We start from the raw sequence: 14,777 nt of genomic DNA, 5'->3' as shown, positions 1-14,777 counted from the left end.
GTTCAGGCAGTATGGCGCAGCAGTATCAACCGGGGCAACGCTGGATCAGCGACAGCGAAGCAGAGCTCGGCCTGGGTACCATCCTGGCGCAGGATGGCCGCCTGTTGACCGTGCTCTACCCGGCCACTGGCGACACCCGCCAGTATTCCCTGCGCAACGCGCCGCTGACTCGCGTGCGCTTCTCGCCAGGTGACCAGATCACCCACTTCGAGGGCTGGAAGCTGACCGTGCGCGAAGTCGATGACATCGACGGGCTGATGGTCTACCACGGCCTGGACGCGCAAAACCAGCCGCGTACCCTGCCAGAAACCCAACTGTCGAACTTCATCCAGTTCCGCCTGGCCAGCGACCGGCTGTTCGCCGGGCAGATCGACCCGCTGTCTTGGTTCAGCCTGCGCTACAACACGCTGCAGCACACCAGCAAGCAGATGCAGTCGGCGCTGTGGGGCCTGGGTGGCTGCCGTGCGCAACCGATCGCCCACCAATTGCACATCGCTCGCGAAGTCGCCGACCGCAGCGCCCCGCGGGTACTGCTGGCCGACGAAGTGGGCCTGGGTAAAACCATCGAGGCTGGCCTGGTGATTCATCGCCAGCTGCTGTCGGGGCGCGCCAGCCGCGTGCTGATCCTGGTGCCGGAAAACCTCCAGCACCAGTGGCTGGTGGAAATGCGCCGCCGCTTCAACCTGCAGGTAGCCCTTTTCGATGCCGAGCGCTTTATCGAAAGCGACGCCAGCAACCCGTTCGAGGATGCCCAGCTGGCGCTGGTTGCGCTGGAATGGCTGGTCGACGACGAAAAGGCCCAGGACGCCCTGTTTGCCGCTGGCTGGGACCTGATGGTCGTCGACGAGGCCCACCACCTGGTCTGGCACGAAGACCAGGTCAGTGCCGAATACGGCCTGGTCGAGCAACTGGCCCAAGTGATCCCGGGCGTGCTGCTGCTCACCGCCACCCCCGAGCAGCTTGGCCAGGACAGCCACTTCGCCCGCCTGCGCCTGCTCGACCCCAACCGCTTCCACGACCTGGCGGCCTTCCGCTCCGAGAGCGAGCACTATCGCCCGGTGGCTGAAGCCGTGCAGGAACTGCTCGACGAAGGCCGGCTTTCGCCCAAGGCGCACGCCACCATCCAGGGTTTCCTGGGTGCCGAAGGCGAAGCCCTGCTGGCTGCGGTCAGCGACGGCGACAGCCAGGCCAGCGCACGCCTGATCCGCGAACTGCTGGACCGCCACGGCACCGGCCGCGTCCTGTTCCGTAACACCCGTGCGGCGATCCAGGGCTTCCCTGAGCGCCAGCTGCACCCTTACCCGCTGGCCACACCCGAGCAGTACCGCGACCTGCCAGCCGGCGAGCACGCCGAGCTGTACCCGGAAGTTGCCTTCCAGGCCCAAGGCGATGTGGCTGACGACGAGCGCTGGTGGCGTTTCGACCCGCGCGTCGACTGGCTGATCGACACCCTGAAGATGCTCAAGCGCACCAAGGTGCTGGTGATCTGTGCGCACGCCGAAACCGCCATGGACCTGGAAGACGCCCTGCGCGTGCGCTCCGGCATCCCGGCCTCGGTGTTCCATGAAGGCATGAACATCCTCGAACGCGACCGCGCCGCCGCCTACTTCGCCGACGAAGAATTCGGTGCGCAAGTGCTGATCTGCTCCGAGATCGGCAGCGAAGGCCGCAACTTCCAGTTCGCCCACCACCTGGTGATGTTCGACCTGCCAGCGCACCCGGACCTGCTCGAACAGCGCATCGGCCGCCTGGACCGGATCGGCCAGAAGCACACCATCCAGTTGCACATCCCGTACCTGCTGGGCAGCCCGCAAGAGCGCCTGTTCCAGTGGTACCACGAAGGCCTTAACGCCTTCCTCAACACCTGCCCCACCGGCAACGCCCTTCAGCACCGGTTCGGCCCACGCCTGCTGCCGTTGCTTGAAGGTGGCGAGAGCAAGGCCTGGGATACCCTGGTGGCCGACGCCCGCAGCGAGCGCGAGCGCCTGGAGGCCGAATTGCACACTGGCCGCGACCGCCTGCTGGAGCTCAACTCGGGCGGTGCCGGCGAAGGCCAGGCGCTGGTCGAGGCCATTCTCGAACAGGACGACCAGTTTGCCCTGCCGATCTACATGGAAACCCTGTTCGACGCCTTCGGCATCGACAGCGAAGACCATTCCGAGAACGCCCTGATCCTCAAGCCGAGCGAAAAGATGCTCGATGCCAGCTTCCCGCTGGGCGACGACGAAGGCGTGACCATCACCTACGACCGTGGCCAGGCGCTGTCACGTGAGGACATGCAGTTCCTCACCTGGGAGCACCCGATGGTACAGGGCGGCATGGACCTGGTGCTGTCCGGCTCGATGGGCAACACCGCCGTGGCGCTGATCAAGAACAAGGCGCTCAAGCCAGGCACCGTCCTGCTCGAATTGCTGTTCGTCAGCGAGGTGGTGGCACCACGCAGCCTGCAGCTGGGCCGCTACCTGCCGCCGGCGGCACTGCGCTGCCTGCTCGACGCCAACGGCAACGACCTGGCCTCCCGCGTGGCCTTCGAAACCCTCAACGAGCAGCTTGAAAGCGTGCCGCGCGCCAGCGCCAACAAGTTCGTCCAGGCCCAGCGTGACGTGCTGGCCAAGCGCATCAGTGGCGGTGAAGAAAAGATCATGCCGACCCACGTCGAGCGCGTAGCTGAAGCCCAGCGCCGCCTGGCGGCTGAGGCCGACGAAGAGCTGGCTCGCCTGGTGGCACTGCAAGCGGTAAACCCGAGCGTGCGCGACAGCGAGATCGACGCCCTGCGCAAGCAGCGTGAAGAGGGCCTAGCGATGCTGGACAAAGCCGCCCTGCGCCTGGAAGCCATTCGCGTTCTGGTGGCTGGCTGATCTGACACGCCCTCTGGTGGCCTGACCACCCTCTATAGGAGCAGCCTCTTCGCAGCACAAGGCTGCTCCTCCACCTATATGCCCCTCTTTATGCCTGCTGGCGATTGGGCTGATAACCAAATCGTCGGAATCAATGTGCCATTATTCAGGAAGGCTTAAACACCTCTTCCTATACTGCCTCTGGACAGTCTGCACAGGGTTGTAGCGCAGACGAGTGAAAACTCGACCATGGGGCACTCAATGGAATGGCTGGGGCTGCAACTGTTCGCCGACCTTCCGGCAACCGGGCGTATCGTTATCGATTGCCGCCATGAGCCGTTTCTGGTTTTGCTCGCATACTTCGTTGCTTGCGCGGCTTGCTTCGCGACCCTGGACATGGCCGAGCGCCAGTCCCACAGCGAAGAGCCCACTGCCCACCGACAATGGCACATGCTTGGCGCCTGCTGCCTGGCCGGTGGCATCTGGGCCATGCACTTCATCAGCATGCTTGCCTTCCAGGCGCCGGTAGAGGTGCACTACGACGTCTCCCTGACCATTCTTTCGCTGCTCATCGCCCTGGCGGTCGCCTGGGTAACCATGCGCAGCCTCGACCGCAGCCAGATGCGCGCGCAGCACTTCCTGCTAAGCGCCGTACTGATCGGCCTGGGTATTATCCTCATGCACTTTGTCGGCATGGCTGCGATGGAAACCGGCGCCCGTCAGTATTACCAAACTGGCCTGCTGCTGGCCTCTGCCGCCATTGCCCTGCTCACCAGCCTGGCTGCGTTATACCTGGCCCGTTACTTCAGCAATGGCAGCGGCACCCTGCACCAGGCCATGAAGTACGGCGCCAGTCTGCTGATGGCCGGTGGTATCGTCGCCACCCATTTCACCGCAATGTCGGCCATGACGTTGGTGATCCCGGCCGACACCGCACTGCGCCTGCCCTCTGGCGACAACAGCCTGCAACTGGCGCTGGGCATCGGCTTTATCACCCTGCTGATCAGCGGCGCCAGCATCAGCGCCGCACTGGCCGACAAGAAGCTGCAGAGCAAGGAGCACGACCTGCGCCGGGTCAACGTACTGCTCAGCCAACTGGACCAGGCCCGCGCTTCGCTGCAGCAGGCCGCGCACTACGATGCCCTGACCAACCTGGTCAACCGCCGTGGCTTCAACCAGGTGTTCGCAGAGCGCCTGGCCGAACACCACGCCACTGAAAACCGCCTGGCAGTGATGGTCCTCGATATCGACCACTTCAAGCGCATCAACGACAGCCTCGGCCACGACGCCGGAGACGAACTGCTCAAGGTGATTGCCAACCACATCAAGGCCGCCACCCGCCATCAAGACCTCGTCGCACGCCTGGGCGGCGACGAGTTCTGCGTGGTCACCAGCCTTGGCAACTGCGACGAAGCCCGCCACCTGGCACAACGCATCATGCAACGGATGAAAGAGCCCATCGACCTGGGTGGCCGGCGTATGGTCATGACCACCAGCATTGGCATCAGCATCTTCCCCGACGACGGCACCAGCGCCGAAGAACTGCTCAAGCATGCCGACCTGGCCCTTTACCAGTCCAAGGACAGTGGGCGCAACAGCCTGCACTTTTTCAACGAGAGCCTGAAAACCCAGGCCTCCCTGGCCTTGCAACTGGAAGAGGAACTGCGCCTGGCCCTGCTCGAAGAGCGCGGGTTGGGCGTGCATTACCAACCCATCTTCGACATGCGCAGCGGGCAGGTGGCCAAGCTCGAAGCCCTGGTGCGCTGGCATCACCCGCAGCACGGCCTGCTGGGGCCCGACCGCTTCATCGGCATTGCCGAAGCCAATGGCCTGATCATCGACCTTGACCTATGGGTAATGCGCCACGCCTGTGCCGACCTGGCGCACCTGCAGCGCCACGGTAATGGTGATATCAAGGTGACGGTCAATTGCTCGGCAGTAACCCTCAGCCACGACGAACTCCCCAACGAAGTGGAAAAAGCATTATTCCACGCCGGGCTCGCGCCTCGTCACCTGGAGCTGGAAGTGACCGAAAACGCCCTGATGGGCGACATCCAGCGTACCGTCAACCTGCTCAAGCGCATTCGTGCGCTGGGCGTGGCGCTGTCGATCGACGACTTCGGCACTGGCTACTCGTCACTGGCCTACCTCAAGCGCCTGCCGCTGGACATACTGAAGATCGACCGTACCTTCCTGCAGGATGTGCCAGGCAGTCAGAAAGACCGCGAGATCGTTCAGGCGATAATCGCCATGGCGCATACCCTGCATTTGCAGGTTGTCAGCGAAGGCGTGGAAACCGTCGAACAGCAGGCATTCCTTGAGAACCATGGCTGTGACTACCTGCAGGGCTACCTGCTGGGCCGCCCGGTGCCGCTGGCCGACCTACAGCCGCTAATGGAGCGGCTGCAGCGCCAACGCGAGGTAATCAGCCCTTGTTGCGGTACAGTTCTACAAGGGTCGCCGGATCTTTTTGCAAGTAACCCTGGCTACCGTGCAGGCGCATCAATTGCGCGGCGAGGCCACTGAGCGGCGTCGCCGAACCCTGCTCACGGGAAAACCTGACTGCGCCATCGAGGTCCTTGAGCAGCGTGCGCACGTGCCACTTGATCGGCTCGAAGCGGCTTTCGGCCATTTGCGGCGCGAGGATCTGCAGCGGCTTGGAATCGGCAAACCCCCCGGCCAGCGCTTCGGCGATCAGCGTCGCATCCACCCCGGACTGTTCAGCCAGCGCCACCACTTCGGCAATCACCAGGGCATTGCATGCCACGATCATCTGGTTGCAGGCCTTTGTCACCTGCCCCGCCCCCACCGCCCCCATGTGCGTCACCCGCTGACCAAGCACCTGCAGCACTGGCCGTGCACGCTCCAGGTCCGCCGCTTCCCCGCCAACCATGATCGCCAGAGTACCGGCCTCTGCACCTGGAGTGCCGCCAGACACCGGAGCATCGAGCCAGGCCATGCCGCACAGTACTGCGAGTTCGGCAGCCATTTCATGGGTGGCGGTGGGTTCCAGGCTGGAGAAATCGATCAGCAACTGGCCACTGCGCCCCCCCAGGGCAATGCCTTGCTCGCCGAACACCACCTCACGCACCACGGCCGTGTCGGCCAGGCACAACATCACCATGTCGCTGTCCTTGCACAGTTGCGCGGGGCTGCTAGCCAGGCGCGCGCCGGCGGCGACCAGCGCGGCGCACTTGTCCGGGCTACGGTTCCACACGGTCAGCGGGTACCCCGCCGCTAACAGACGTCGGCACATGGGCAGGCCCATCAGGCCAATGCCGGCGAATCCAAGCGAAGGTAATGCAGTGCTCATGAATGACTCCCGACTATTTCGAATTATTTTCCAGGCTGATCAGAACGCTGGACACATTACGCATCCCGTAAACTGTTACCGCCACGCCGAATTGTTACTTACCTCTACCCGCCTTGAACGCCTTCAAGCACCAAAACGGGGCTGCTGCGCATTTTTGCGCACCAAAAAAGATCATGCATCAACCGGGCGCTTCACCTGAATGACGATGAACGGCGAAACCACCACTGCCCAGATCTCTGGATCGCGGCTTTGCAGCTCCAGCGCCTGCTCGGCCGACACCGGCCCGACAGTGCCATCACTACGCCACTTGGCGAAGATCTCGCCGCGATTCTCGGCCATCGCTTCGGCAACTGTGATCAGGTCCAGGCTGGGGTCGACCCAAATCAGGTCACCCTTGGCCCAGAAACGCTCCAGCGCCTTCCACTCGATGATTGCTGTCTCGCCAAGCAATTTGGCATAGAGGGTGCTTGTTTGATCAGTCATGGGCGGTATCCGCAAAAATCGGCCAATAAAAAAGGTCGGCATTTTTGCAGAAAAACCCGGGTACAAATATGTAATTTGGTCGATTGACCCCGAACTTGTGGGGCGGGGTCGCAGATACAGGCAATTTAATGGCGCCTTTTTGTATCTTTCTGTCGAGCAAGCGACAACCCAGGAAACAGGCACTTTTTGACCGCTTTTCAAGCGCTCGAACAGCGCTCTACACTGTACCGGTACAGTTCCGGGACATGTTCCGGGGGAAGGTGGGCTTGCGCGTTGGCATGGCCACGACGCAAATCCCGCCCGGTCTGTAGCCCTGGCCGCCAGGACTATAAGAATTACAACAGAATGAGTGGAGCACTATGATCAAGATTTCCAAGCTGTTCGCCGCAATGGTACTGGCCGGGGTAGCCAGCCATTCGTTTGCCGCCGATACCATCAAGATCGGCATCGCCGGTCCGAAGACGGGCCCTGTGACCCAGTACGGCGACATGCAGTTCATCGGCGCCAAACAGGCCATCAAGGACATCAACGCCAAGGGCGGCGTCGATGGCAAAATGCTTGAAGCCAAGGAATACGACGACGCGTGCGACCCTAAACAGGCCGTGGCAGTCGCCAACAAAGTGGTCAACGACGGTGTCAAGTTCGTCATTGGCCACCTGTGCTCCAGCTCTACCCAGCCTGCGTCCGACATCTACGAAGACGAAGGCGTGATCATGATCACCCCCGCCGCCACCAGCCCGGAAATCACCGCGCGTGGCTACAAAATGATCTTCCGTACCATCGGCCTGGACAGCGCCCAGGGCCCAGCGGCCGGCAACTACATCGCCGACCACGTCAAGCCGAAGGTCGTTGCCGTCCTGCACGACAAGCAGCAGTACGGTGAAGGCATCGCCACCGCGGTCAAGCAGACCCTCGAAAGCAAAGGCACCAAGGTTGCCGTGTTCGAAGGCCTGAACGCCGGTGACAAGGACTTCTCCTCGATCATCCAGAAGCTCAAGCAGAACAACGTCGACTTCGTCTACTACGGCGGCTACCACCCAGAGCTGGGCCTGATCCTGCGCCAGGCTCAGGAAAAAGGCCTGAAAGCCAAGTTCATGGGCCCAGAGGGCGTAGGCAACGACTCGATCTCGCAGATCGCCCAGAACGCCTCCGAAGGCCTGCTGGTCACCCTGCCGAAGTCGTTCGACGCCGATCCTGAAAACAAGGCCATCGTCGACGCCATCAAGGCTGACGGCAAAGACCCGAGCGGCCCGTTCGTGTTCCCGGCCTACTCGGCTGTCCAACTGATCGCCGAAGGCATCAAAGCGGCCAAGTCCGAAGACGCCGAGAAGGTGGCAGAAGCCATCCACGCCGGTTCCTTCAAGACGCCGACCGGCGAGCTGTCGTACGACGCCAAAGGCGACCTGAAAGACTTCAAGTTCGTGGTCTACGAATGGCATTTCGGCAAGCCGAAGACCGAAGTCTCCCCTCAGTAACTGCGTGACTAATAGCTGACCTACGAGCCCACTGTGCGAGCAGTGGGCTTTGTTTTACGAGGTTCATGGACCTGATTCCCGCGATCCGGGGGCCAGTCCACCTGAAAATCTTAAAACCGTCACCCGCGGTTTCCTGGCCTACCCCCGCCAGCGAAATGCAAATCAGGTTTTTAGGAGCGCTGTAATGCCTGAGATCTACCATTTCTTCCAACAACTGGTTAATGGATTGACCATCGGCAGCACCTATGCCTTGATCGCCATCGGCTACACGATGGTGTACGGCATCATTGGCATGATCAACTTCGCCCACGGCGAGGTGTACATGATCGGTTCCTACGTGGCCTTCATCGCCCTGGCGGGCCTGGCCATGATGGGTATCCATTCGCTGCCGATCCTGATGACCGTTGCCTTCGTCGCGACGATCTTCGTCACCAGTGCCTATGGCTACAGCATCGAACGGGTTGCCTACCGCCCCCTGCGCAACAGCAACCGCCTGATCCCGCTGATCTCCGCCATCGGCATGTCGATTTTCCTGCAGAACACCGTGTTGCTGTCGCAAGACTCCAAGGACAAATCCATCCCCAACCTGATCCCCGGGAGCTTCTCCTTCGGGCCGGGCGGGGCTGAAGAAGTCCTGATTTCCTACATGCAGGTTCTGGTGTTCGTGGTCACCCTGGTAGCCATGACCCTGCTCACCCTGTTCATCTCCCGATCCCGCCTCGGGCGCGCCTGCCGTGCCTGCGCCGAAGACATCAAGATGGCCAACCTGCTGGGCATCAACACCAACAACATCATCGCCCTGACCTTCGTCATCGGTGCCGCGCTGGCGGCGGTGGCGGCCGTGCTGCTGAGCATGCAGTACGGTGTGATCAACCCCAACGCCGGTTTCCTGGTGGGCCTGAAGGCTTTCACCGCGGCGGTACTGGGTGGCATCGGCAGCATTCCGGGCGCCATGCTCGGCGGGCTGGTGCTGGGCGTGGCCGAAGCCTTTGGCGCCGACATCTTCGGCGACCAGTACAAGGACGTGGTGGCATTCGGTCTGTTGGTTCTTGTCCTGCTGTTCCGGCCGACCGGCATTCTGGGCCGCCCGGAGGTTGAAAAAGTATGAACAGAAATCTCAAACAGGCGTTCTTCAGCGCCTTGCTGGTCTGGGCCGTGGCCTTCCCGGTACTGGGCCTGAAACTGAGCATCGACGGCATCAGCCTGGCGGTGCACAGCCAGGGCTCGTTCACCATCAGCATCATCGCCGTGTGCTCGGTACTGATGTTCCTGCGCGTGCTGTTCGACAAGCAGTGGAGTTCGGTGATGGGCCGCCGTTCGGATCGCAAGCTGATCCCGCCGGCCGTCAGCAACTACCTGACCCTGCCCAAGACCCAGCGCTATGTGATCATTGGCCTGATCGTCGCTGCCCTGGTGTGGCCGTTCTTCGGCTCGCGTGGTGCGGTCGACATTGCCACGCTGATCCTGATCTACGTGTTGCTGGGCCTGGGCCTCAACATCGTGGTCGGCCTGGCAGGCCTGCTCGACCTCGGCTACGTCGGTTTCTACGCCGTCGGCGCCTACAGCTACGCCATGCTCTCGCACTACCTGGGCTGGAGCTTCTGGGTGTGCCTGCCGATTGCCGGCCTGATGGCCGCTACCTTCGGCTTCCTGCTTGGCTTCCCGGTGCTGCGCCTGCGCGGTGACTACCTGGCGATCGTGACCCTCGGCTTCGGCGAGATCATCCGCCTGTTCCTGCGCAACCTCACCGACTGGACCGGCGGCCCCAACGGCATCAGCAACATCCCCAAGCCAGAGTTCTTCGGCCTGACCTTCGAACGCCGTGCCGCCGAGGGCATGCAGACCTTCCATGAGTTCTTCGGGCTGGAATACAACTCGATCAACAAGGTCATCTTCCTCTACCTGGTGGCCCTGCTGCTGGCCCTGCTGGCGCTGTTCGTCATCAACCGCCTGCTACGCATGCCCATCGGCCGTGCCTGGGAAGCCCTGCGTGAAGACGAGATCGCCTGCCGCGCACTGGGCCTCAACCCGACCGTGATCAAACTCTCGGCATTTACCCTGGGTGCCTGCTTCGCCGGTTTCGCCGGCAGCTTCTTCGCTGCGCGCCAAGGCCTGGTGACACCGGAGTCGTTCACCTTCATCGAGTCGGCGATCATCCTCGCCATCGTCGTGCTTGGCGGCATGGGCTCACAACTGGGCGTGATCCTCGCGGCCATCGTGATGATCCTGCTGCCCGAGCTGATGCGTGAGTTCAGCGAATACCGGATGCTGATGTTCGGTGCGCTGATGGTGTTGATGATGATCTGGCGTCCGCAAGGCTTGCTGCCTATGCAACGTCCACACATGGAGCTGCATCGATGAGCCGTGAAATTCTGCAAGTCAGCGGCCTGAGCATGCGCTTCGGCGGCTTGTTGGCGGTCAACGGCGTGGCCCTGACCGTCAAGGAAAAACAAGTGGTGGCGCTGATCGGCCCGAACGGCGCCGGCAAGACCACCGTGTTCAACTGCCTGACCGGTTTCTACAAACCCAGCGGCGGCACCATCCTGCTCGACGGCCAGCCGATCCAGGGCCTGGCCGGCCACCAAATCGCCCGCAAGGGCGTGGTGCGGACCTTCCAGAACGTGCGCCTGTTCAAGGAAATGACCGCGCTGGAAAACCTGCTGATCGCCCAGCACCGTCACCTGAACACCAACTTCTTCGCCGGCTTGTTCAAGACCCCGAGCTTTCGCCGCAGCGAGAAGGAGGCCATGGAACGCGCGCAGTACTGGCTGGAGAAGGTCAACCTGACCGAATTCGCCAACCGTACCGCCGGCACCCTCGCCTACGGCCAGCAACGCCGCCTGGAAATCGCCCGCTGCATGATGACCCAGCCGCGCATCATCATGCTCGACGAACCGGCCGCGGGCCTGAACCCGAAGGAAACTGAAGACCTCAAGGCACTGATCGCCTACCTGCGTGAGTCGCACAACGTCACCGTGCTGCTGATCGAGCACGACATGAAGCTGGTGATGAGCATCTCCGACCATATCGTGGTGATCAACCAGGGCACCCCTCTGGCCCACGGCACGCCGGAAGAGATCCGCGACAACCCTGATGTGATCAAAGCCTACCTGGGGGAAGCGTAAATGCTGAAGTTCGAAAACGTTTCCACCTTCTACGGCAAGATCCAGGCGCTGCACAGCGTCAACGTGGAGATCAACCAGGGCGAGATCGTCACCCTGATCGGTGCCAACGGCGCCGGCAAGTCGACCTTGCTGATGACCCTGTGCGGCTCGCCGCAGGCGCACAGTGGCAGCATCAAGTACCTGGGTGAAGAACTGGTCGGCCAGCCGTCCTCGCACATCATGCGCAAGAGCATTGCCGTGGTGCCTGAAGGCCGCCGCGTGTTCGCCCGCCTCACCGTCGAAGAAAACCTGGCGATGGGTGGCTTCTTCACCAACAAGGGCGACTATCAGGAGCAGCTGGACAAGGTGTTGCAGCTGTTCCCGCGCCTGAAGGAGCGTTATATCCAGCGGGGCGGCACCATGTCTGGTGGCGAGCAGCAGATGCTCGCCATTGGCCGGGCGCTGATGAGCAAGCCCAAGCTGTTACTGCTCGACGAGCCTTCGCTGGGCCTGGCGCCGATCATCATCCAGCAGATCTTCGACATCATCGAACAGCTGCGCCGCGATGGCGTGACCGTGTTCCTGGTGGAGCAGAATGCCAACCAGGCGCTGAAGGTCGCTGACCGCGCCTATGTGCTGGAGAACGGCCGGGTGGTGATGCAAGGGACGGGTGAAGCCCTGCTGACTGACCCGAAGGTGCGCGACGCGTACCTCGGCGGTTAAACGGGAAAGGGCCTTCGGGCCCTTTTTTATGCCTGCCAGAAATGCATTGCCTGTGCCGCCCCCTTCGCGGGCTTGCCCGCTCCCACAGGAACGCCACAGCCTTGGGAAACTGTGCAGTACCTGTGGGAGCGGGCAAGCCCGCGAAGAGGCCGGCACAGGCAACCATTAACTTGTGATCCGCCGCCAGCCTGCGTAACGTGGCCAGCTCTTTGGCAAAGATCCCCGGAGCCCGCCCCATGCGCCTCACCCCCACCCTGCTGCTCACCGCCCTGCTGCCCCTGTTCGCCGGCTGCCAGCTCATGGCCGATACCCCAAGCGACCCGAACATCGGCACCACGCGCATGCAGGGCGAACTGCGTGCCGCCGGTGGCCAGCTGCTGTTCAAGCCGTGCAGCGAAAATCGCACGTTCGTGATCAACGACGTCGGCGCCACGGGCATCCTGCAGGAGGCCGCCAACCTCGCACAGGACGCCAACGACAAGCTGTTCGCCGACGTCCGTGGCCGCCTCACCGGCAGCAAGCAGGCCAACAACGATGGTCAGATGGAAGTACGCCGGCTGTACCGCCTGGAACCCTCCACCCGTGCGTGCGAAGACCCCAACTTCAAGCAGTTGACCCTGCGTGCCAATGGCCATGAGCCAGAGTGGGACATCAAGGCCAGCGGCAAGGGCATGGTGCTCGATCGCGTTGGCCAACAACCCCTGCCGCTGCCGTTTCTGGAAGAAGAGGTACCCGGCGGTGGCCTGACCCTCACCAGCGAAGCCAACGGCCAGCACGTGGAACTGTGGGTCGCGCCGCAGCGCTGCGTAGACAGCGCCACTGGCGCCATCCGCCACCTGCGTGCCGAGCTGCGCATCGACGGCAAGACCCTGCAGGGCTGCGGTTACTACGGCGGCGCGCGTGACAACTGATCGCCGGGTACTTTTATCCTGCCAGTCGAGGGGGCTAACAGCTTATACTTGGCGGTTTGTGTAAAGCCGCCGGCCGCCCATGGCCGGGATACTGGACCCTGCCATGCTACGAATCACCGAACTCAAGCTGCCCCTGGACCATCCCGACGAAGCGCTGCGTGAAGCCATCGTCCAGCGCCTGGGCATCCGCGACGAGCAACTGCTCAGCTTCAACCTGTTCAAGCGCAGCTACGATGCACGCAAGAAGAACAGCGAGTTGCTGTTCATCTACACCATCGACCTCGAAGCCAGCAACGAAGCCGAGCTGCTCAGCAAGTTCGCCGACGATCACAACATCGGGCCGGCACCGGACGTGACCTACAAGTACGTCGGCCACGCCCCGGCCGACATCCAGGAACGCCCGATCGTGGTCGGCTTCGGCCCGTGCGGTATCTTCGCCGGCCTGTTGTTGGCGCAGATGGGCTTCAAACCGATCATTCTCGAACGTGGCAAGGAAGTGCGCCAGCGTACCAAGGACACCTGGGGCCTGTGGCGCAAGAGCGTGCTCAACCCCGAGTCCAATGTACAGTTCGGCGAAGGCGGCGCCGGCACCTTCTCCGACGGCAAGCTGTACAGCCAGATCAAGGACCCGCAGCACCACGGCCGCAAAGTGCTGGAGGAGTTCGTCAAGGCCGGTGCGCCGGACGAGATCCTGTACATCAACAAACCGCACATCGGCACCTTCCGCCTCACCGGCATGGTCGAGCAGATGCGCCAGGACATGATCGCCCTCGGCGCAGAAGTACGCTTCCAGGAGAAGGTCACTGACCTGCTGGTCGAAGACGGCCAGCTGACCGGTGTGGTGCTGGAGAGTGGCGAACAGCTGCACTCGCGCCATGTGGTCCTGGCCCTTGGCCACAGTGCCCGCGATACCTTCCGTATGCTGCACGCCAAGGGCGTGTACATGGAAGCCAAGCCGTTCTCGGTCGGCTTCCGTATCGAGCACCCGCAAACGCTGATCGACAAGGCGCGCCTGGGCAAGTACGCCGGCCACCCGAAACTCGGCGCCGCTGACTACAAGCTGGTGTACCACGCCAAGAATGGCCGCTCGGTGTACAGCTTCTGCATGTGCCCAGGCGGCACCGTGGTCGCCGCCACCAGCGAGCCGGGCCGCGTGGTGACCAACGGCATGAGCCAGTACTCGCGTAATGAGCGCAACGCCAACTCCGGCATCGTCGTCGGCATCGACCCCGAGCGCGACTACCCGGGCGGCCCGCTGGCCGGTATTGAACTGCAAGAGCGTCTGGAAGCCCACGCCTACGTGATGGGCGGCAGCAACTACCAGGCCCCGGCGCAACTGGTGGGTGACTTTGTCGCCGGCCGGCCATCGACCGCACTGGGCAGTGTCGAACCGTCCTACAAACCAGGCGTGACCCTGGGTGACCTGGCGCCGAGCCTGCCAGACTTCGCCATCGAAGCGATCCGCGAGGCACTGCCGGCGTTCGACCGGCAGATCAAGGGCTACAACCTGCATGATGCAGTGTTGACCGGGATCGAGACACGCACCTCGTCGCCACTGCGGATTACCCGGGGTGAGGACTACCAGAGCCTGAACCTGAAAGGCCTGTTCCCAGCAGGTGAAGGCGCCGGCTACGCGGGCGGGATTCTGTCGGCGGGCGTGGACGGTATCCGTATCGCCGAGGCGGTAGCGCGGGACATGCTCGGCCTGTAATTTTGTATCGCCTGCAAGGGCCCTTTCGCGGGCGAGCCGCGAAGAGGCCCTGACAGGGATCAGAAATATCCGACCCAAACACCAGACTTTCCCTCCCCCCTTTCCTCCCATCTGCATCTAGGCTTCACACAGCCTAGCCGGCAACACCATATAACAAAAACGAATATAGTTTTTGTTTTAAAGCATATCGTCACAGGCTAGGGTGTACGCCCGTACCATT

The 14,777-nt window shown here is 62.5% G+C and carries 11 protein-coding genes; 9 read left to right on the top strand and 2 right to left on the bottom strand.

Going from position 1 to position 14,777, the window contains the following annotated elements; genetic code table 11:
* Positions 1-11 precede the first annotated feature (11 nt).
* Both rapA and JOY50_RS24230 read left to right on the top strand, forming a co-directional pair.
* Positions 12-2,858, top strand: a complete 2,847-nt coding sequence (gene rapA, locus JOY50_RS24235; RefSeq protein ID WP_132846876.1) for an RNA polymerase-associated protein RapA — start codon at positions 12-14, stop codon at positions 2,856-2,858.
* A gap of 240 nt (positions 2,859-3,098) precedes the next feature.
* Entirely contained in the window at positions 3,099-5,363 is a 2,265-nt protein-coding gene (locus JOY50_RS24230; RefSeq protein ID WP_132846886.1) for a bifunctional diguanylate cyclase/phosphodiesterase, read from the top strand.
* Here JOY50_RS24230 and JOY50_RS24225 read toward each other — a convergent pair.
* Positions 5,263-6,150, bottom strand: coding sequence for an NAD(P)-dependent oxidoreductase (locus JOY50_RS24225; RefSeq protein WP_243055991.1), 888 nt, complete (start codon positions 6,148-6,150; stop codon positions 5,263-5,265). The genes JOY50_RS24230 and JOY50_RS24225 overlap by 101 nt on opposite strands.
* A 171-nt stretch (positions 6,151-6,321) precedes the next feature.
* Positions 6,322-6,633: a DUF2288 domain-containing protein gene (locus JOY50_RS24220; RefSeq protein WP_132846874.1), complete on the bottom strand. Its 312-nt coding sequence runs from the start codon at positions 6,631-6,633 to the stop codon at positions 6,322-6,324.
* 359 nt (positions 6,634-6,992) lie between these two features.
* On the opposite strand from JOY50_RS24220, the gene JOY50_RS24215 reads away from it, so the two are divergent.
* The 7 genes from JOY50_RS24215 (at position 6,993) to JOY50_RS24185 (ending at position 14,557) form a co-directional block, all read left to right on the top strand.
* On the top strand, positions 6,993-8,108 hold the full coding sequence (locus JOY50_RS24215) for a branched-chain amino acid ABC transporter substrate-binding protein (protein WP_132846872.1): 1,116 nt from the start codon (positions 6,993-6,995) through the stop codon (positions 8,106-8,108).
* A gap of 184 nt (positions 8,109-8,292) precedes the next feature.
* Positions 8,293-9,216, top strand: a complete 924-nt coding sequence (livH, locus tag JOY50_RS24210; protein WP_003254876.1) for a high-affinity branched-chain amino acid ABC transporter permease LivH — start codon at positions 8,293-8,295, stop codon at positions 9,214-9,216.
* The gene (locus JOY50_RS24205) at positions 9,213-10,469 is read left to right on the top strand and encodes a high-affinity branched-chain amino acid ABC transporter permease LivM (RefSeq protein WP_132846871.1); all 1,257 of its coding nucleotides are present in this window, start codon (positions 9,213-9,215) and stop codon (positions 10,467-10,469) included. The genes livH and JOY50_RS24205 overlap by 4 nt, the downstream gene beginning before the upstream one ends.
* Entirely contained in the window at positions 10,466-11,233 is a 768-nt protein-coding gene (livG, locus tag JOY50_RS24200) for a high-affinity branched-chain amino acid ABC transporter ATP-binding protein LivG (RefSeq protein WP_003254878.1), read from the top strand. The genes JOY50_RS24205 and livG overlap by 4 nt, the downstream gene beginning before the upstream one ends.
* Positions 11,234-11,935 carry an ABC transporter ATP-binding protein gene (locus JOY50_RS24195; RefSeq protein WP_016498257.1) on the top strand — a complete coding sequence of 234 codons (702 nt, stop codon included), beginning with the start codon at positions 11,234-11,236 and terminating at the stop codon, positions 11,933-11,935.
* A 236-nt stretch (positions 11,936-12,171) separates the two neighbouring features.
* Complete coding sequence (locus JOY50_RS24190; RefSeq protein ID WP_019472828.1) at positions 12,172-12,846, top strand: COG3650 family protein; 675 nt, start codon at positions 12,172-12,174, stop codon at positions 12,844-12,846.
* 103 nt (positions 12,847-12,949) lie between these two features.
* Positions 12,950-14,557 (top strand): NAD(P)/FAD-dependent oxidoreductase, encoded by a 1,608-nt coding sequence (locus JOY50_RS24185; protein WP_019472829.1) that lies wholly within the window; start codon positions 12,950-12,952, stop codon positions 14,555-14,557.
* Positions 14,558-14,777: the final 220 nt, after the last annotated feature.

Source organism: Pseudomonas sp. BP01, from assembly GCF_022760795.1.
GTDB lineage: Bacteria > Pseudomonadota > Gammaproteobacteria > Pseudomonadales > Pseudomonadaceae > Aquipseudomonas > Aquipseudomonas putida_Q.
The sequence above is the reverse complement of the archived record's forward strand: the minus strand, read 5'-3'. Positions and strand labels throughout refer to the sequence as shown.